This window comes from Agrobacterium sp. ST15.13.013 (genome assembly GCF_027956525.1).
GTDB lineage: Bacteria > Pseudomonadota > Alphaproteobacteria > Rhizobiales > Rhizobiaceae > Agrobacterium > Agrobacterium salinitolerans.
This window is the reverse complement of the sequence record NZ_JAQKGP010000001.1, coordinates 271,709-291,201: the sequence shown is the minus strand read 5'-3', so window position 1 is coordinate 291,201 and position 19,493 is coordinate 271,709. Positions and strand designations below refer to the sequence as shown.

Below are 19,493 nucleotides of genomic sequence, written 5' to 3'. Positions count from 1 at the left end.
CCCGCCGGCAGTCGCACAAATTTCGAAGATTCGTCCCGGAGCCACCATGCCAAAACCCATTATCGCCGTTCCCGCAGACATCCGGCATTTCACCGGAGCCGACTGGCACGCCGCGCAGAACCAGTATGTTTCCGCTGCACTGAAAGTCGCTGGCGTCATGTCCTTCATCGTCCCGGCCTTCGAGGACGGGAACGAGGTCGACGCCATTCTCGACAGGGTGGACGGCCTGCTCGTGTCCGGCTCCGCCACCAATGTCCACCCTTCCCTTTACGGAAAAGAAGCGCAGGAGAGCGACGGCCCCTTCGATCAGGCCCGCGACGCAACCAGCCTGCCGCTCATCCGCCGCGCCATCGAACGCGGCATCCCGATGCTGGCCATCTGCCGCGGCATTCAGGAGCTGAACGTCGCGCTTGGCGGTACGCTCGCTTCCGAAATTCAGGAACAGCCCGGCATATGGGATCACCGAAAACCGGAGCATGACGACCGCGACGTGGCCTTCGCCATCCGCCAGCCGGTGCATGTGCGTGAAGGCTCCTGCATTGCGCAGCATCTTGGCATGTCGGGCGAAATCCAGATCAATTCGCTGCACCGGCAGGCAATCGCCGAGACCGCGCCACGCCTGCAGGTGGAGGCGACAGCCGCGGACGGCACCATCGAGGCCGTCTCCGTCATCGACGCCAACGGATTTGCCGTCGGCGTGCAATGGCATCCGGAATATTGGGCTGAGACGGATGCGCCCTCCCGGGCGCTGTTCGAGGCCTTCGGCAAGGCGGTCCACGACTATCGCAACAGCAAGGCATAATCCGCCATTAATCCCCCCGGCTCATAAGAACATAAAAAAAGGGCAAGCCCGAAGGCCTGCCCCAAGTCTGGGAGGAGGGTTTAGCGCTTTGCGCGTTTCTTCTGTCGGTAGACGTCCGCAACGACCGCAGCCACGATGATCAGGCCCTTGACGATTTCCTGATAATAGGCGTCCACCCGAAGGAAGGTGAAGCCCGACGTCATGACGCCGAGGATGATGGTGCCGATCACCGTTCCGGTGATCCGGCCGGCGCCGCCGGCGAGCGATGTGCCACCGATGACGGCTGCGGCAATGGCGTCGAGTTCATACATTACGCCCATGCCGGCCTGCGCCGTCTGTGCGCGGGCGGCGGTGACAACACCGGCAAGACCGGCGAGCATGCCAGCAATGGCATAGACCTTGATCAGATGCGCTTCGATATTGATACCAGACACGCGGGCCGCCTGCTGATTGGCGCCGATAGCGTAAGTGAATTTGCCGTAACGGGTGTAACGTAGCGCCACGTGGAAGATGAGGGCGACAACGAGGAACACCACGACCGGCCAGATGCCCGTGCCGATGAAATTGAAACCATCAGTCAGACCGGAGATCGGTTGGCCCTTCGTATACCACTTGGAAAGACCACGCGCCGTCACCATCATGCCAAGCGTTGCGATGAAAGGCGGGATTTTGGTGCGGGCGATGAGCTGTCCGTTGATGAAACCCGCCAATGTACCGGCCAATATGCCGACCGCGAGCGGTATGAAGAAAGGCAGATCGGTCAAGCCCGGATAAAGCGCCCGCGGCCATGTTGAGGATTGCGCCACGCTGGCGGAGAGCATCGCCGTCAGGCCGACGACGGAACCGGAAGAGAGATCGATACCGCCGGTGATGATGACCTGGGTCACGCCAACCGCGATGATGCCGATCACCGAGACCTGCAGGATCATGATCGTCAGGCGCTGCTGGTTCATGAGGAAGCTCTGGCCGATGAAAATCCAGCCAAGAATTTCATAGACCAGCGCGATGCCGATCAGCACGAAAAAGATATTGGCTTCGGGCGGGATGCGCCGGTGCGGCTTGCGTCCGGATTTTGCGTCCAACTCTGTGTTGGCGGCGGCGTTCGTATTCATAGTTATTCCTCCTCGAGAAATCCCGGCGCGCCTCACCGCGATGCGAGATCCATCACTTTAACCTGCGTGGCTTCACTTCTATCAAGAAAGCCCGTCACCCGGCCTTCATGCATGACCATGACGCGGTCGCTCATACCCAGAACCTCCGGCATTTCGGATGAAATCATGATCACGGCGACGCCCTGGCGCGCCATCTCGCAAACCAGCTTGTGGATTTCGGCCTTCGCCCCGACATCGATGCCGCGCGTCGGCTCATCCAGAATGAGAATGCGCGGTTTGGTCAGCATCCATCGGCCGATCAACACCTTTTGCTGGTTGCCGCCAGACAGGTTTTCGATACGCTCGTAAAGATGCGGCGTCTTGACCCGGAGCTTGCGGCACATGTCCTCGCAGGCTTCCGACAGCGCGTTTTCCTGCACGAAACCATTGGCGACATATTTGTCCTGCAGGACGGCGATCTGCATGTTCTCCAGAATGTTCAGGATCAGCAGGCATCCCGTATCCTTGCGATCCTCCGTCAGGAACGCCATGCGGTGACTGATAGCCTTCGTCGGGCTGTCGATCGAAACCGGCTTGCCGTCGATTGCAATCGTGCCCTTGGACGCGGGCGTTACACCGAACACCGTTTCCGCAACATTGGAGCGGCCAGATCCGACGAGACCGGCGACGCCGAGAATTTCACCGGCGCGCACCTCGAAGGAAATGTCATGGAAAACGCCGTCGAGCGTGAGATTGTTGACCGAAAGCACAACGTCACCGATCGGAACCTCTTCCTTAGGGAACATCTGGGTGATTTCGCGACCCACCATCATGCGGATGATGTCGTCGCGCGTGACTTCGGTCGACGCATGGGTGCCGATATATTTGCCGTCGCGGAAAACCGAAAACTCATCGGCGATCTCGAACAGTTCGTTCATCTTGTGGGTGATGTAGACGATACCGATGCCGCGTTCCCGGAGATCGCGGATGATGCGGAAGAGATGCTCGACCTCGCGCTCCGTCAGCGCCGATGTCGGCTCGTCCATGATGAGAACATCGGAATCATACGAAACAGCCTTGGCGATCTCGACCATCTGGCGACTTGCCACCGAAAGCTCGCCAACGCGGGTCTCCGGGTCGAGATCGATGCCGAGCCTTTGAAGCAGCGTTTCGGTTCGACGATACATTTCGCCGTGATCGATGAAGCCCAGCCGGTTTTTTGGCTCGCGTCGTATCCAGATGTTTTCCGCCACCGTCATATAGGCCATCAGGTTCAGTTCCTGATGGATCATGGCAATGCCGTTTTCCAGCGCATCGAGCGGAGAATCGAGACGTATGCCGGCGCCTTTCAGGCGAATTTCGCCACTGTCCGGCTGATAAATGCCAGCCAGGATTTTCATCAGCGTCGATTTCCCGGCGCCATTCTCGCCCATCAGCGCATGCACGGTGCCGCGCTTCAGCTTGAACTGCACATCATCGAGCGCCACGACGCCGGGAAATTCCTTGCGTATGCCTTCCGCCGCGAGAAGATACTCCGCATTCGGCACGGCCCCGCTGGCGCGCACGGCGGCCATTGTCGATGGACTGACGACCATCTCACCCTCCACAATAGACAAAAATGACCGGAAACAGGCTTTGCCAGACGGCACACCTTGCCTCCGGGGAGGCTTGCAGCGCCATGCCGACCACGACATGAAAGCGCTGCAACACTTTGAATTGACTGAAATTCAATCGTAATCCGCTCACGCACCGAAACTTGTCTTCGATGGCGTCGGAAACCGGCATCTGCCTCCAATATCAATCTGAACGGGCGCAGATGCCGGAAGGCGGCCGTTAGTTCTTGGCCACGTAGTCCTTGACGTTTTCAGGCGTGACGAGCTGGAACGGGATGTAGACCTTCTTCTCCACCTTGTCGCCCTTGGCGAGCTTCAACGCAGCATCGAGCGCACCCTTGCCCTGGCCTGCCGCATCCTGGAACACCGTCACATCCAGATCGCCCGCCTGCATGGCGGCAAGGGCGTCCTGCGTGGCGTCAACACCGGCAACGACATAGCTCTTCATATCCTTGCCTGCGGCCTTCAGTGCCTGGATCGCGCCAATCGCCATTTCATCGTTGTTGGCGATGACGGCGTTAAATTCGATGCCGCTGGAGAGCCAGTTGGTCACGAGGTCGGAACCCTGCGTACGCTGCCAGTTTGCGGTCTGCTCTTCAACAACCGAAATGCCCTTGCATTCGTCTGCCATCAGAACGTCTTTCGCAGACTGCGTGCGCATGCGCGCCGCCTGGTTGGAAAGCTCGCCCATCATGATGACCGCATTGCCCTTGCCACCGAGAAGGCGGCAAACTTCTTTCGCTTCAAGCGTGCCGGCAACCGTTTCGTCGGAGGCAACGAATGCCTGGCCGTCCGGCAGGCTATCAACGTTCACCGGCTGGCGGTTGACGTAAACCAGCGGAATCTTGGCGTCGGCGGCGAGCTTCGACATGGCCGCTGTCGCATCCGTATCAACCGGATTGACGATAATCGCATCGACCTTGGACGCGATGAAATTCTGGATCTGGCTCTGCTGCTTGGCGACGTCGTTCTGCGCGTCCTCGACCTGCAGCGAGACGCCATTCAGTTCCTTGGAATAATCCTGCATGCCGTTGCGCAGCACGGTCAGGAAGTTGTCGTCGAACAGCGCCATCGAGACACCGATGGTCTCCGCGTGGGCCGCTGTACCGAGAAGCACAGACATGGCTGCGCCGATGATAAATTTCCTCATTGTTTTTCTCCTCCATGGCGTCCGGCGCCGCCTCTCCCAGCCGGAGGCGGACCTTAAAGCCCGCCGCAACCTCCTCACATCAGAAAACGGAATAATGAAACCGAATTTCTGCCTGCCCGATATATTTATTCCATTTTTGGCCTGATCGTCAATGCTTTCTTCGTGACCTTGTTACAGAGCGATGCAAAAGCGAGGCAAAGCCCAGCTTCATAGGATCACAAGGCGTCCAGAACAGGCCGGTCACGGCGCTGGTGAGCAGGTGGGCGGTGAAAAAGCCGCCGACCTGCCCGTTAAGTGTGAACTTTTTCATTCGGCAACCACACGCGGATCGAAGAGGGGATCGCTGCCGGCCGATCAGAATGAGCGGAATGTTTGCGCAGGTCCTTGACGGTGATTTCGTCAAGCGCGGCCAGGGGATGATCCTCCCGGACCACAGAGACGCTTTTGCCGGGCGCGAGACGCTCGACATCGATGCCCGGACCGATCTCGCCTTCCATACGCAGGAAACCGAGATCGATCACCCGTTCGCCGACGAACTTGTTGATGGCGGTCGTCGTTTCAAAAAAAGTCTCTATCCGAACGCCGGAAAAATCCCTGACATAATTGATCAGCATGGCGGGCGCGAAATTCTCCCACATGCTGCTCGGCAGGCCGATGCGGACGATTTTCGGGCCAGCCGCGCCATTGCGCAGATCCTCGGCGTGGCCAGGTAGCCGGTATGGTTGCCGGTTACAGTTCCACCTCATAAACCGTGTCGTGGGTGGCCACGCATGCCTCTCCTGATGGCGTCACCCAGCCGCGGAACATGCCGGGGGTATTGTAAGGCGCGGCAATGCCACCTTCGGCATCGATCGCAACGAGACCGGCACCGATCTCATAAGGCGCCAGATCCTTGTGGACGAGATTGCCGGCGGCGGTTTCCAGATCCTGCCCGAGATAGGCGACGCGGGACGCAATCTCGTGGCCGACGACATAACGGATGAAAAACTCGCCCTTGCCGGTGCCGGAAACGGCGCAGGCCCCATCACGCGCATAGGTGCCGGCCCCGATCACCGGGCTGTCGCCAACCCGCCCATCCGGCTTGTTGGTGTAGCCGCCGGTGGAGGTGGCGGCGGCGAGATGCCCCGCCGCATCGAGCGCCACAGCCCCGACGGTTCCGTGCTTTTCGTTTTCCGTCGCTTCGGTACCGGCGGAGGCATGGCGCTTCATCGCTGCCAGTGCCTCAAGGCGTTTTTGCGTGGTGAAATAGGATTGAGGCTCGGTGGCGAGCCCCTTTTCCCTCGCGAAGCAGTCGGCCGCCTCCCCCGTCAGATAGACGGCACGCTCATCCGCAATCAGCGCGCGGGCCGCCTTTACCGGGTTGCGAATGGCGCGGGAGGCGCTGATCGCGCCCGCCGCCAGCGTCGCGCCGTCCATGATCGAGGCATCGAGTTCATGAATGCCGTTTTCGTTGAGCGCCGCCCCGTGACCGGCGTTGAAATGCGGACTGTCCTCCATGACGACGACCGCCGCCTCAACCGCTTCAAGCGCGGTTCCGCCAGCCTTCAGCACGCCATAACCGGCGCGCAGCGCCGCTGCCAGATCATCGCGCGCGGCAGCCCACTCCCCGGCCGTCATGCTGTCTTCCGGCATCACGCCGCAACCACCGTGAATGGCCAGTGCGATCTTCGTCATGTGCTCACTCCCTCGTCGCCCCGCCAGCGGCAGGGCCTCTTCCCGTCAATGAAAGGCGATATCGCCGATGACCCGCACGCGCACCCTGCGAGCGCCGCCAGGCAGATAGGCGATCGGGATGTCCTCCACCTCAAGCGTCTTGAGGCTTGCCCGCTCCGCGCCGGACGCGACCGCCGCGTTCTGCGCCTCGGTCTCGGCTTTCGCAAGGGCCTCATCGCGGCTCAGGCCGGAAAAGACCTGATCGATCTCTCCGGAAACCTGCGCCATGGCTGCGCCCAGCGCATTGGCAACGCCGGCATTTTCCACGCGCAGCACTTCCGACGCTCCAGGAACCCGCTCTGGGATAAGGAACGCCCCGCCGCCGACGGCAATGAGCGGCACATCCTCGGCCGAGGTCTTCATCTGGTCGAAGCTGTCCGCCACCATGTCACGGATGCGTTGAAGTGTGGCCTGCACGAATGCCGGATCAAGGTCTTTTACACGGTCGCGGTCACCCATCTCGATCAGGCCGGCGGCAACGGCGATATCCGATGTCGTCAGCGTCTCACCGCCGAAAACGCGGGCTTGCGTCAGGATGCGATAACCGACCGAGCGCGGACCGATCTTGCCCGTCTCAGGGTCGACGATAGTACCGCCGCCGAGCGCAATCGGCAGAAGATCGGGCATACGGAAGAGCGTGCGCACCCCACCGATATGAACGATATTGTTCGCCTCCCGTGGAAAACCGCCGACAAGGCAGCCGATATCGGAAGTGGTGCCGCCGACGTCCACCACCATGGCATCGGAAAGCCCGGTGAGGAAGGCCGCACCGCGCATCGAATTGGTCGGGCCGGAAGCGAAGCTGTGTACGGGGTTCGCAGCCGCGACATCCGCGAGCGCCACGGTGCCGTCATTCTGGGTCAGATAAAACGGCGCCTTCACACCGGCTTCGCGCAGCGCATCCGAAAATGCCTGCACCGTGGTCTTGCCGAGCGTTTGCAGCGCTGCGTTCAGCAGGGCGACATTCTCCCGCTCCAGAAGCCCGATACGGCCAAGCGTATGGGAAAGCGTGATGCGTGCATCGGGAATGACTGAACGGACAATTTCCGCAGCCCGCACCTCGCACTCCGTCGTCAGCGGCGAGAAAGTTGCCGAAATGGCGATGGAGGTGACGCCCGCATCGCGAATTTTCATCGCCGCTTCGCGGATTTCATCGGGAACCATGGGCACCAGCGGACTGCCGTCATATTCATGGCCGCCATGGACCATGAAGATCAGCGGATCGACGGCATCGCGCAGATCCCCAGGCCAGTCGCACATGGGCGGAAGCGAGGAACCGGTGGGCAACGCGATGCGGATGGCCGCAACCCGCTCCAGTCGGGCGCGCTCCACCACCGCATTGGTGAAATGGGTGGTGCCGATCATCACCGCATCAATCGGCCGGTCCGCCGCGCCTACGTGGCCCGCCACATGAGCGAGCGCCGACTTTACGCCGGACAGGACATCCTGCGTGGTCGGAACCTTGATGGAAGCGACGATGGTGTCGCCATCGATCAGAACGGCATCCGTATTGGTGCCGCCAACGTCAATACCGATGCGTTTCATGGGAATACCGATCTGAAATCAATGTCATAACCAAAGGCGCGCGGACCGACGGCGGCGATGCCGGCAGGTGTCGTCAAAAGTTCCGGCGCAGGCAGGGCGACAACCGTGACACGCTGACCGTAACGCACCGATTCCGTACCGATGGCGCCACCGGAAACCGTATCGAGAAGGCAAAGCAGGTCCGGCGTCATGGCGACTGGTTGGCCATCGCGGAAGGCGACCGCCCATTCGTTCTGGAAGGCCAGCTCCATGCGCGAACCCCGGTCGGCATCGACGCCTTCAATGGTCGTGCTGCCGCGCAGGAAACCACCGGTGGTCTCACGGGCCACATCAACAACCTTGCCGCGGAACAGTTGCTTGCCGCCCTCATGGTCGAGAACCGCCTGAACCGGATCGTCATGACGCGCACGCGCCTCCATCACCGCGCGTCCAAGTTTTGTCGCCTGGGTGACGGTGTAATGAATGCCCCATTCCTTCACTTCCTTGCCGGTGCGCGGCGCCTTGCAGGTGGCGGCGGTTGAGCCGACCTCCGTGCAGACCTTGCGCGAGATGCGCTCCATCCATTTCCACGAAGCCGCGCGCGTCACGATCACCTCATTGTCGCGCACATCGACCAGCGACAGCGGAAACATCGGCAGGTTGCCGATGGCGAAGGATGTCATCTGCGCTTCCGGATAGGCCCGTCCCATGGCATCGGCATTAACGACCGGCCGGTCGAGCACGGCGGCGGCGAGGAAGGACGACAGAGCATTGGAACCGCCGATCTCCACGCTCATGATCGCCCGGAACGGCTTGCCGAGATAATCCTCCATCACCTCGACCGCACGGGCGAGATGCACGGGGTCCCCCAGTCTTTCCTGACCGACAAGCGGCGCACCCATCTTGGAGACGACGGCGACCATATCATCGTCGGCGAGCGCCATGGGGTCCATGACCTTTACCCGCCGCCCCTCGGCATAGAGACGCCGCAGATTGAGCGTCGAGAGATAGGGGTTACCGCCGCCCCCCGTCCCCAGAATCCAGGCGCCGGTGGCGAGAGGTTCGATATCGTCTTCGGAAAATTCCTGGATCATGCGTCATCCTCGGGCATGCCGTAGCCTTTCCGGCCGCAGGCGATGCTCCTTCCCTTTGAAGTTCCAAGTCTGGCCAACCCCGCCGTCTGGGCGGGGCCGGTTTTCATGAGACGAAGATCACTCCGCCTTGCAGTCCCAATGGAAGTTGGAGAAGTTCAGGTCCCAGCTCTGCATGGGAATGAACTCGTAACCCTGAAGGCACTTGTTCGCCGCATAACGGCGGTTCGGCGCAACGGCCCAGACGTCAGGCTGAAGATCAACGATCTTCGTCTGCAGTTCCTTGTAGGTGGCGTTCTGCTCGTTGACATCGGTGGTGGCGCGAACCTTGTCGATCAGCCCGTCGATTTCCGCATTCTGCAACCATTCCATCGACATCCAGGTGCCGGATGCCTTGGAGTGATACTGGTTGTAGAACATCGCATCCGGCGACGGATAGGTCGGCGAAATATTCACCTGCGTCGATGCCGGCGTCGTTTCCGGCTTGGAAGAAAGCTCGACGATGCGGTTCCACGGCTCCGGCTTGATATCAAGCGTGATGCCGATCTGCTCGAGGCTGGATTGCAGAAGCAGCGCCACTTCGGCCTCAAAGGCGAGCGACGCGACGTAGCTGTTGACGAGCGTGATCTTCTGGCCGGCATATTTCGACTTCGCCAGCTCTTCCTTGGCTTTTTCCAGATCGTAAACGCCCGGCTGGATATCGCCATTATGCGCGTCCTTGAACGCGTCGGAAAGCGGACCCGTCATATCGAAGCCCGGATAGATCACTTCCTGGATCGTCTTGTAGTCGGTCGCATAGGCGATGGCGCGGCGCACATGAACGTCGTCGGTCGGATAGACCTTGGTGTTGAGCTTGATGACGAAACCGCCGGCGGTGCGGGTCTGGATCAGCTTGTAACCCTTCATGCGGCCGATGGATTCATAGGTGTCGTTGCCAAGCCCGTGTGAGGACAGGCCGAGTTCGCCCTTTTCCGCCAGTGCCTTGACGGTCGCGTCGTCGCTGGTCTGCACGAAGCGCACTTCATCGATCGGCTTGCCCTTGGTCCAGCCGAGGAAATAATCGGCATTGCGGGCGATGACCATATCGGCGGAGCGATTGTAGCTGACCAGCTTGTAGGGGCCGGAACCGGCGGAATGTTCGCCGACATAGGCCTCACCCCATTTGTCTTCGGGCTTGGCATTGGCCTCGATCAGCGTCTTGTTCATCGCCATCATCAACGGCGTCGCCGCCATGAAGGGCGAGAACTGGCGCTCGATCTTCATGACCAGCGTGGCATCGTCAGGCGCGGTGACGTTTTCGGGCTTCAGCACGCCGACGATGAGGTTCGACGGCCCCTTGTTGATACCGAGCAGACGCTGGATCGACCAGGCAAGATCGGCAGCCTTTACCGCCGTGCCATCCTGGAATTTCGCATCGTCGCGCAGGTGGAAGGTGTAAGTCAGGCCGTCCTCGGAAATCTCCCAGGATTTCGCCAGATGCGGCACGATTTCGCCTTTGGCGTTCACCGTGGTCAGACCGTCATACATGTTCACGATGGCCATGTAGCCGGTGTAATCGGTCACCTTCGCCGGGTCGAGCGAGCTGAATATCTGCATGGTGTTGACCGCCACCGACACCTTGTCTTCCGCAAAGGATGCGGAAGAGATAAGCGGCAACGTAAGCGCCGTGCCGAGTGCCAGCGCGGCGAGACGGGAAGAAACTACAGGCATTTTCATTATCGTTCTCCTCTTTATTGCGGGTCATTGGCCCCGCTTATGGTTAGGCAGCCTTGCTGACCGGAACGGGCAGCGGTGAGAAAGGAATGTCGGGGTAACCGAAGGCCGCCGGCCCGACGACTTCGAGCGCACGGGCGCTGCGCAGCAGGTCGTGGCAGGGGATGGCGATGACGGCCACACGCTGGCCGTAGCGCAGCACTTCGGTAGTGATCGGGTAACCCGTGTCGACATCGAGCAGGACAATCAGGTCGGGGACCGTCACTTCCACCTTGCCATCACGGGAAAACAGCAGAAATTCGTTCTGGATGGCGACGCCCGCCGTCTGGCCGGCGCAATCGTCGAAGCCGGACAGTGTGAGATCGCCGACCGCGAAACCGCCGCGCAGATGGCGCTTCAGATCGGTGATCTTGCCGTTGAAGATGCGCCGCCCGCCTTCGAGCGCGCAGACCGCGGCAATCGGGTCTTCCTGCTGCTTGCGGGCACGGATCACGGCCTCGCCGATGGCAATCGCCTTGGTGTAGGTTTTCGGAATGCCGTACTGGTGCACATAATGCGCCTGCATCGGTGCGGTCGCCAGCATCGCGCCGCCACCCTGCGAGACGACGCAGGCGCGCGCCATGCGCTCGTGCCAGACCTCGGAAACGGCATGACTGAAGATGACGGCATTGCCGTGCAGATCGCACATCACCGATGGCGTGGAACTATGACCGTAAATGGAGAAGGTGGTCATCTGCATTTCCGGGAATGCCCGGCCCATGCCGTCGCAATCGAGGATTGGCAGGCCACCCAGCGCCGCCGTTACCAGCGGGTTCATGGAGTTGGAGCCACCGATTTCCTCGCAGACGATGGCGTCTACCGGCGTGCGGATCAGCTCTTCCATCGCGCGCAGGCAGCGCAGGCCTTCGCGGCCTTCACGAATGCGCTCTACTCCGACAACAGGTGCGCCGATGCCGCCGATGGACATGCACAGCGCGTCCGGCTCGATTGCGTCGGTCGCGAGGATCTTCATTTCGTACCCGGCTTTCATGGCTTCCAGCGCCAGCAACTTGCCGAGATAAGGATTGCCGCCGCCGCCCGTGCCGAGAATGCCGGCACCGATTTCCAGCGCGTCGAGATCTTCACGGGTCAGCGTCCGCAATGCCGCTTCGTCATATTTCAGCTTGCGCGTCTCAGCCATGATTGGCTCCCATTTCTCCAACAACTTTCACATGAATGCGGGTGGCATTGCCGGGCAGGTAGGCAAGCGGCATATCTTCGCGCTCGATGACCTCAAGCGTTTCGGCAATCGCACCAGCGGCAATCGCCTTTTCCCGGGCCTCCGCTTCTGCCTCTGCCAGCGCGCTCTCGCGCGTGCGCCCGTCCACCAGAGAAAAGACCCGGTCGGTCTCGCCGCTGATCTGCGCAATCGCCGCACCGACAGCATTCGCCACTGCGAAATTCTCGGGCCGGATGACCTCAAGATCACCGATGCGATCCGGCATCAGGATAGAACCGCCGCCGACGGCGATCACCGGCACCGGCGACGATGAGATGCGGCTGCGCTCCACGCAGGCCTCAAGCATGTCGTTGATCTTGTCGACCGCCGCATCCACCAGTTTTTTGTCGAGGCTGGAGACCAGCTTTTTCTCCCCAACGTCCGCCTTGCCGGAGGCAACCGCGATATCGGTCGCTGTCAGCGTCGAGCCACCGAAGCAGAGCGCCTCGCGACGGACGCGATAACCGACGGATTTCGGCCCGACGGTCAGGCCGTGATCGCCATTGACCACGAGCGAACCGCCGCCGAGACCGATGGAGAAAACGTCGGGCATACGGAAATTGGTGCGCACGCCGCCAATATCCACCGTGGTCGAGGCCTGACGCGGGAAACCGTGGGACAGCGAGCCGACGTCGGAGGTGGTGCCGCCCACATCCACGACCACGGCATCCTTGAGACCGGTGAGGAAGGCCGCACCACGCATGGAGTTCGTCGGACCGGACGCGAAGGTGAGCACTGGGAAACCGCGCACCACATCAGCCGCCATCAGCGTGCCGTCGTTCTGGGTGATATAGAACGGGCAGGTAATGCCCGCAGCCTTCAGCGCCACGCCGAAAGCCGCAACCGTGCGGTCGGCCAGCGACAGCAGGCTGGCATTCATGATTGCAGCACTTTCCCGTGCAAGCAGGCCATGCCGGCCGATATCCTTGGACATCACCACCGGCAGGCCGGGGCAACGCTCTTGCAGGATTTCTTTCGCCCGCAACTCCATCGCATCGTTGATGCCGCTGAAAACGCAGGTGACGGCAGCCGCCTTCAGGCCCTTGGCGCGGATATCCGCGGCGATGCGAACGATTTCGTCCTCGTCGAGCGGCGAAATTTCGCGGCCGTCGAATTCGTAACCGCCGCGCACCTGATAGCCGTGGTTGCCGACGATTTCCCGGAGGTCATCCGGCCAGTCGACCATGGGCGGCAGGCCGGCGCCGGAGGGCAGGCCGAGACGGATGGCGGCCACCTCGTCCATATGCCGGCGCTCGATCACCGCATTGGTGAAATGCGTGGTGCCGATCATCACGGCGCCGATGCGCGCCCTGTCAATGCCCGACGCCTCGATGACCTTTTCAAGGGCTTCGATGACACCGGATGTCACATCCTCTGTCGTGGAGGCTTTTACCCCCGCCAGAACGGTTTTATCCTGCAACACAACGGCATCGGTATTCGTGCCGCCGACGTCAATTCCAACGCGATACACGTCAGGCTCCTCTTTCATCAATCGGTCGTTTTGACGAGGAAGCGCATACGCTCTTCCTCGGTCACGGTGGGTTTGAGACGTTCTTCCTCGTCGGTGACGACGGGGATGGCCGCGATCAGGGCGCGGGTGTATGGATGGGCCGGCTCGGCGAAGACCGCCGACGTCACGCCCTCTTCAACAATCTCGCCCCGCAGCATGATGGCGATGCGCGAGCAGAAATTGCGCATCAGCGACAGGTCGTGCGAGATCATCAGATAGGTCAGGCCAAGCTCCTCGCGCAGCTGCAAAAGAAGGTCGATCACCGTCTTCTGGACGGACACATCGAGTGCGGCTGTCGGTTCGTCGAGGATGAGGATTTTCGGCTCGGCCGCCAGCGCCCGGGCAATTGCCACACGCTGCTTCTGGCCGCCGGACAGTTCATGCGGATATTTGCCGAGATAGGATTGCGGCAGCCGCACCAGCCCCATCAGTTCCAGCATGCGGTTTTCACGCGCAGGCCCGTCCATGCCGATGGATTTCAGCGGCAGGGCAAGCGTCTGTTTCACCGTACGCTTCGGATTGAGCGAGGTGCCCGGATTTTGATAGACGATTTGCGTCAGCCGCTTGCCGCGCTCAGGTGCTGGAGCGTCGATCACGAGATTGCCGGAGGTCGGGCGCGAAAGGCCCATGATCATGCGTGCAACCGAGGTCTTACCGGAACCGGATTCACCCGCCAGGCCGAAAACCTCGCCCTCGTTCAGGGTCAGGTTCACATCCCGCACGGCGTGATAACCGTTGCGCCTGCCGTAAATCTTGTTCAGCCCTTCAATCGTCACGATGGGCGAGCGCGTGCTTTGCGCCAGATCGGTGACGCGCGGGCCATAAAGCGGAGGCACTGCATCCAGAAGCGAGCGCGTATAGTCCTCGGCAGGCGTATGCAGGATTTGCGTGCAGGGTCCGGTCTCAACGATATCGCCGTGATGCATGACCACGACCCTGTCCGCCACCTTGCGCACGACGCCGAGATTGTGGGTAATCATCAGCAGCGCCATGTTTTCTTCGGCAACCAGCTGGTTGATGAGATTGAGAATTTCATCCTGCGTGGTGACGTCGAGCGCCGTGCCGGGCTCATCCGCGATCAGAAGTTTCGGCTGGTGCAGCAGGGCAAGCCCGATCAGAACGCGTTGGCGCATGCCGCCCGAAAGTTCGGACGGATAGGCGTCCATCACCCGTTCGGTATCGGCAAGCTGTACCCGGCGCAGCACCGCCGCGATGCGGTCGCGGCGCTCCGCCTTCGACGAATTGATACCGTCGCGCTTGTCGGCAAAACGCATGACATCATCGAGATGCGTGCCGATTTTGAAGACCGGATTGAAGGAGGAAAGCGGGTCCTGCATGATCAGCGAAAACGCCGTGCCCTTCAGCGCCTCGCGCTCCCTGCGCGGCATGGACAGCACATCCCGGCCATCGATGACGATCGCACCTGATGTGATCGCGGCATTCTTCGGCAGGGTGCCGATGATCGCCTTGGCTGTGACGGATTTGCCCGATCCAGTTTCGCCGATCAGCGCCACGCGCTCACCTGCGGCAACCGTGAAGGCGACATCGCGCAGCACCTGCCGGGTGCGGCCGTAATTGGTGAAGGTGACGTTGAGGTTTTCGACCTTGAGAAGCGGTTCAGTCATGACTTTAGCTTTCCACGTCGAACATGTCGCGCAGGCCGTCGCCCAGCAGATTGAAACCCAGCGTCACGTAAAGCACGGCCGCGCCGGGGCAGAGCACTTCCCACCAGAAATCCGGCATGAACTGGCGCCCGTCGGCGACCATAGATCCAAGGTCGGGGGTCGGCGGCTTGACGCCGAAACCAAGGAAGCTCAGCGTCGCACCGAACAGGATGACAAAGGCGGCATCGAGCGTGGTCTTGACCGATATGACCGAAACGCAATTGGGCAGGATTTCGCGAAAAAGAATATGCAGCGGGCCTGCACCGGCAAGACGTGCCGCCTCGATATAGTCTTCCGAAGCGATAGACTTTGACACCGAATAGATCAGCCGTGCATGCCAGGTCCACCATAACAACGTGATCGCGATCATGGCGTTCGTCAGCGTCGGTTCCAGGAGGTTGGAGACCGCGAGCGCCATGACGAGCGGCGGCATCGCCAGCATCACATTCGTCAGGCCGCTGATGAGTTTCTCGGTCCAGCCGCCGAAATAACCGGCAATCAGGCCAAGGACGGTTCCGACTGGCACCGAAATACCGAGCACGCCGATGACGAGAAGCAGCGAGACGCGCAGCCCGAAGATGGTGCGGGAGAAGATATCGCGGCCGGCCTTGTCGGTGCCGAACCAGTGCTCCAGGTCCGGCGGCATATGGCGGGCGCGGAAATCGACGACCGCGCCGATATGTTTGGGATAAGGCGTAAGCCATGGCGCGAAGACCGCCAGTACCAGTACCGACAGAAGGATCAGCGAGCCGATGACCGCCGCCGGATTGCGGCTGAAGCGATACCACATCATGTAACCGGCACTCAGGCCTCGATCGGTGGGTTCGAGCATTTTTATGTCAGCCATCAGCGAGCCTCCTTGCGGCGCAGGCGCGGGTCGATGATCGAGATCAGGACATCCACGATCAGGTTCGCAACGATGAAGAACAGGCCGGCCACCAGCACCACGGCGGTCACTGCGTTGAGGTCTTTCTGCAGGATGGCGTTGAGCCCGTAGGAAGCGAAGCCGCCCCAGGCGAAGACCATCTCGATCACGAAGGCATTGCCGATCAGCGACGCGAATTCGAGACCCATGATCGTCAGCGGCGCGATGGAAGAAAGCTTCAGCAGGTAACGGAAGATGATGACACGCTCCGGCACGCCAAAGCTTTGCAGGGTCAAAACATGGTCCTTGCGCTGGTTCTCGATCATCGAGGAGCGCGTGATACGGGTGATCTGGCCGATGCCGGCCATGGAGAGCGCAAAGGCCGGCAGCGCGAGATGTTTCAGCGCATCGAGCACGACATCGAAACGCCCCGCCAGCGTCCCGTCGATCAGGATGAAGCCGGTCGGGCCGCCCTGCCAGCCAAGCCCGTGGTCGAGCCTACCGATGATCGGCCAGCCGGAAAGAAAACGGGCGGCCAGCAATTGCAGCGTGATGGCGAAAAGAAAGCTCGGGATCGTCACCCCGGTGAGCGACAGGATGCGGCCGATATGGTCCAGCGGCCGGTCGCGGTAATGCGCCGTAATGACCCCGAGCGGGATAGCCACGGCAAACATGAAGATGACCGAGACCAGTACCAGTTCGACCGTCGCAGGAACGGTCTGTGCCAGATCGGTAGTCACCGGGCGTTGCGACACCAGCGAGAAACCGAGATCGCCATGCAGGGCATTGCCGATATAGTCGAGATATTGGACGGCCAGCGGCTTGTCGAGGCCCATCTCGCCGCGCAACGCATCCACCTGCTCTTGCGTCGCCGCAGGGCCGAGCGCCATGCGCGCGGGATCTCCCGGCACGACGCGGGCGAGCGCGAAAATCATGATGGACAGGGCGATCATGACCAGCACGAAGGTGCCGAGCCTGTTCAAAATCGCGACCAACGGATGTTGCTGCATCGGTGGAACGTTCCTTGTGCATCGGTTGTCTGAGCACAAGTTTTCATCACCAACCCTTTTGAACAATCTAAAAAAGGTATAGTTTTTTGAAACAAGAGTATAGGTTTTTAAGATAAAGTCCCCTATCCCGTTGCCAATGACGCTCCTGCCCCGCACCCGCCTCTGCCGCCGCATCGCCAGCGAAACCGCCGGCGTAGTCTTCCTGCGCGCTCCGGCGGGTGCGGGAAAAAGCGTGCTGCTGGAAATGCTGGCAAAGGAGTTGGGAACGCAGATATGCCGCACGCACCAGCCGCGAAGCGATGATGCCGTAAATGACTGCCTCCTATGGGACGTGCCGGTTTTCGCGCGGGCGGTGCGCATGCCCGCCGCCATTCTGGAAAAGGTGCGTTTTTTGGTCATCGCCTGCCGCCCGGATCAACGGATCAGCGGACTGGCCCGGCAGATCCTGCATCACGGTTCGCTTACCATCGGCCCGGATGAGCTGCTTCTTGGGCAGGAGGAGGTTGAAGACCTGCCACCTGAGCAGAAGCGTCTCGCCCTTCACGACTATGCCGGCTGGCCGGCTTTCCTGTCACTGGTCCGTCTTCCAAACGAACCGCTGTGTGCCGATTATCTGCGCGAAAACTACCTGCCGCATCTTTCGCCCACCCAGACGGTTGAGCTTTCGCTCTGGCTCGAAAACCCTTCCGCAGAACCCGAGGCGGAATGGACCGAATTGCTGCCGCCCTTCCTGACCGGAAATCCCGAAAATCATCCCACCCTGATAAGGCTTCTGGGCGTGGCCGCACGGGAGCGTCTCGCTACGCTGCAGGCCGGGAGCGCCGTGGTGGAGGTCGCATCGGCTTTCGAAAAGGAAGGACGGGCGCTTGCGGCCATGGCGATGCTGCTCGACCGCGGTTATGAGACCCATGCCGCACAAATTCTGGAACGCGCCCATGGCCGCGAACTGATTTACAGAAGCAGCGTCGGCAGGTTTCGCGAGATCATTATGCGTTTTTCGCAGGATATGATCGCAACGAATGAAACCGTGCTCTTCGCCGTTACCCGCGCCCTGTTGAAACAGGGTGAGTTGCAGCGTGTGCGCCATCTGCTCGGCAAGAGCCTCGGATCGGATTATCTCGATCCGTTGAAGGTGCTTGCCCGGGGTTCACGGTTTTCCTTCGCCGCCCGCACATTCCGGCTCAACCTGATGATTGCCGAGGACCTGACGCCCAATGACGCGATGATAACGCGGCTCGGCGAGTTCATGGCCGATTATCCGATGGACGACCACGGCAAATGGGCGGCCTATTACAATGCGCTGCTGGAATTCGAAATCCGCCGCCGCAATTTCCGCGAGGCGGAGGCCGCCGCTGCCCGCGCTTTGATCTATCTGCGCAAAATGGGCGGGCAGCCGCTGCTGGAGTTCTTCATCCACCTGCACCAGATCGTGCTGCGGCTGATGAGCGGCGACGTGCTTCTGGCGCGCCGGGCCGCGCAGGAGGCGCGCGCGCGGCTGGAACAGGTGCCGCATGACGCCGTGCAGGAGTTCCGGATGTTGCGGCTGGCGGAAGCCTGCCTTGCCTATGAGGCCGGAAAGCCCCGCGACCTCCTGCATTTCGTCGAACATGAATTCGATCACTTCGCCGCTGCCGAAATCTGGCCGAGCCTCATGCAATTTGCCCTGTTTTACGCCTCACAGGTATTGATCGACCATTTTCCGATGACCGTTCGCCCGGGCTTTCTCGATGGCTTGTGGATCCACCTTTCGGAAGGGTTGCAATTCCATGCGATGATGGAAATCAGGACGGCCATCGCCTATCAGAACGCCAACCGCTGGGCGGACGCGGCAGCAACCCTTTCGGCAATCCGCATGCCCATGGGCCGCAACTGGGTGGAGAGCGCGCACGAGGATCTTTCCCGCCTGACGCGGCGCGATGAAATCTCCTATGTCATGGCCTGGCTGCGGGATGCGGTGCATCTTTTCACGCCGCGCGCCTATCTGTCCCGCCAGATCGACGCGATGATCGCCAATCCCAAGGTGACCAACCGCGAGAAGGTCGCGCTGAGAATCTGGCAGAGCTACGCCGCGCACCAGCGTCGCGACAACGCCGCCGCCCGCGCCCATATCCTCACCGCCCTTGAATCGGCAACCCGCCTTGGATGCAGCGGCGTCCTGTCGGAGGAACGCATCTTCCTGTCGCCGCTTCTGAACAATCGCCGCATCCGCAGTTTCATCGAGACCTCTTCCGATGTCCGCAGCGCACTATCGATTTTCGCCGCCTCAATGAACTCACCGCAGGCGCGCGCGCTGCATGGCGGGCTTTCGCAACGGGAAGCGCAGATGCTGCAACTGCTGACCAGCGGCATGTCGAACAAGAAGATTGCCCAGACGCTCAACATCTCGGAAGTGACGGTTAAATTTCACCTCGGCAACCTGTTCCGCAAGCTGGATTGCAAACGCCGCGCGGAGGCAATCCGCGCGGCGAAAGCACTGGGCTGGCTGTAAG

16 protein-coding genes and 1 pseudogene are annotated in these 19,493 nt (G+C 61.0%); 2 read left to right on the top strand and 15 right to left on the bottom strand.

The window, feature by feature from the left end:
- The first annotated feature begins 46 nt into the window (after positions 1–46).
- On the top strand, positions 47–802 hold the full coding sequence (locus tag PL597_RS01410; RefSeq protein ID WP_137411579.1) for a gamma-glutamyl-gamma-aminobutyrate hydrolase family protein: 756 nt from the start codon (positions 47–49) through the stop codon (positions 800–802).
- 80 nt (positions 803–882) lie between these two features.
- Here PL597_RS01410 and PL597_RS01405 read toward each other — a convergent pair whose 3' ends face one another.
- From PL597_RS01405 to PL597_RS01335, 15 genes and pseudogenes are all read right to left on the bottom strand, one after another.
- Positions 883–1,914 (bottom strand): ABC transporter permease, encoded by a 1,032-nt coding sequence (locus tag PL597_RS01405; RefSeq protein WP_077985051.1) that lies wholly within the window; start codon positions 1,912–1,914, stop codon positions 883–885.
- Between the two features lie 32 nt (positions 1,915–1,946).
- On the bottom strand, positions 1,947–3,488 hold the full coding sequence (locus PL597_RS01400) for a sugar ABC transporter ATP-binding protein (RefSeq protein ID WP_077985052.1): 1,542 nt from the start codon (positions 3,486–3,488) through the stop codon (positions 1,947–1,949).
- Position 3,489: 1 nt separating this feature from the next.
- Positions 3,490–3,678: a hypothetical protein gene (locus PL597_RS01395; RefSeq protein ID WP_077985053.1), complete on the bottom strand. Its 189-nt coding sequence runs from the start codon at positions 3,676–3,678 to the stop codon at positions 3,490–3,492.
- A 48-nt stretch (positions 3,679–3,726) separates the two neighbouring features.
- Positions 3,727–4,656, bottom strand: a complete 930-nt coding sequence (locus PL597_RS01390) for a sugar ABC transporter substrate-binding protein (protein WP_271364453.1) — start codon at positions 4,654–4,656, stop codon at positions 3,727–3,729.
- 148 nt (positions 4,657–4,804) lie between these two features.
- Positions 4,805–4,966, bottom strand: coding sequence for a hypothetical protein (locus tag PL597_RS01385; protein WP_271364486.1), 162 nt, complete (start codon positions 4,964–4,966; stop codon positions 4,805–4,807).
- Positions 4,967–4,996: 30 nt separating this feature from the next.
- Positions 4,997–5,372: pseudogene (locus tag PL597_RS01380) on the bottom strand (LysR substrate-binding domain-containing protein); the annotation flags it as partial.
- A gap of 13 nt (positions 5,373–5,385) precedes the next feature.
- On the bottom strand, positions 5,386–6,330 hold the full coding sequence (locus tag PL597_RS01375; protein ID WP_269833852.1) for an isoaspartyl peptidase/L-asparaginase family protein: 945 nt from the start codon (positions 6,328–6,330) through the stop codon (positions 5,386–5,388).
- A 45-nt stretch (positions 6,331–6,375) separates the two neighbouring features.
- On the bottom strand, positions 6,376–7,914 hold the full coding sequence (locus tag PL597_RS01370; RefSeq protein ID WP_271364452.1) for a hydantoinase/oxoprolinase family protein: 1,539 nt from the start codon (positions 7,912–7,914) through the stop codon (positions 6,376–6,378).
- Entirely contained in the window at positions 7,911–8,987 is a 1,077-nt protein-coding gene (locus tag PL597_RS01365) for a DUF917 domain-containing protein (protein WP_137411575.1), read from the bottom strand. Before PL597_RS01365 ends, PL597_RS01370 begins: the two co-directional genes overlap by 4 nt.
- Positions 8,988–9,104: 117 nt before the next feature.
- Complete coding sequence (locus PL597_RS01360; RefSeq protein ID WP_269823544.1) at positions 9,105–10,700, bottom strand: ABC transporter substrate-binding protein; 1,596 nt, start codon at positions 10,698–10,700, stop codon at positions 9,105–9,107.
- Between the two features lie 43 nt (positions 10,701–10,743).
- Positions 10,744–11,877, bottom strand: a complete 1,134-nt coding sequence (locus PL597_RS01355) for a DUF917 domain-containing protein (protein ID WP_004438394.1) — start codon at positions 11,875–11,877, stop codon at positions 10,744–10,746.
- On the bottom strand, positions 11,870–13,426 hold the full coding sequence (locus PL597_RS01350) for a hydantoinase/oxoprolinase family protein (RefSeq protein ID WP_269823543.1): 1,557 nt from the start codon (positions 13,424–13,426) through the stop codon (positions 11,870–11,872). The genes PL597_RS01355 and PL597_RS01350 overlap by 8 nt, the downstream gene beginning before the upstream one ends.
- 17 nt (positions 13,427–13,443) lie before the next feature.
- Complete coding sequence (locus PL597_RS01345) at positions 13,444–15,090, bottom strand: ATP-binding cassette domain-containing protein (protein ID WP_271364451.1); 1,647 nt, start codon at positions 15,088–15,090, stop codon at positions 13,444–13,446.
- A 4-nt stretch (positions 15,091–15,094) separates the two neighbouring features.
- Entirely contained in the window at positions 15,095–15,976 is an 882-nt protein-coding gene (locus PL597_RS01340; RefSeq protein WP_077985060.1) for an ABC transporter permease, read from the bottom strand.
- Positions 15,976–17,004 (bottom strand): ABC transporter permease, encoded by a 1,029-nt coding sequence (locus PL597_RS01335; RefSeq protein WP_077985061.1) that lies wholly within the window; start codon positions 17,002–17,004, stop codon positions 15,976–15,978. Before PL597_RS01335 ends, PL597_RS01340 begins: the two co-directional genes overlap by 1 nt.
- A 136-nt stretch (positions 17,005–17,140) precedes the next feature.
- On the opposite strand from PL597_RS01335, the gene PL597_RS01330 reads away from it, so the two are divergent.
- Positions 17,141–19,492, top strand: a complete 2,352-nt coding sequence (locus tag PL597_RS01330; protein ID WP_271364450.1) for a helix-turn-helix transcriptional regulator — start codon at positions 17,141–17,143, stop codon at positions 19,490–19,492.
- Position 19,493: the final 1 nt, after the last annotated feature.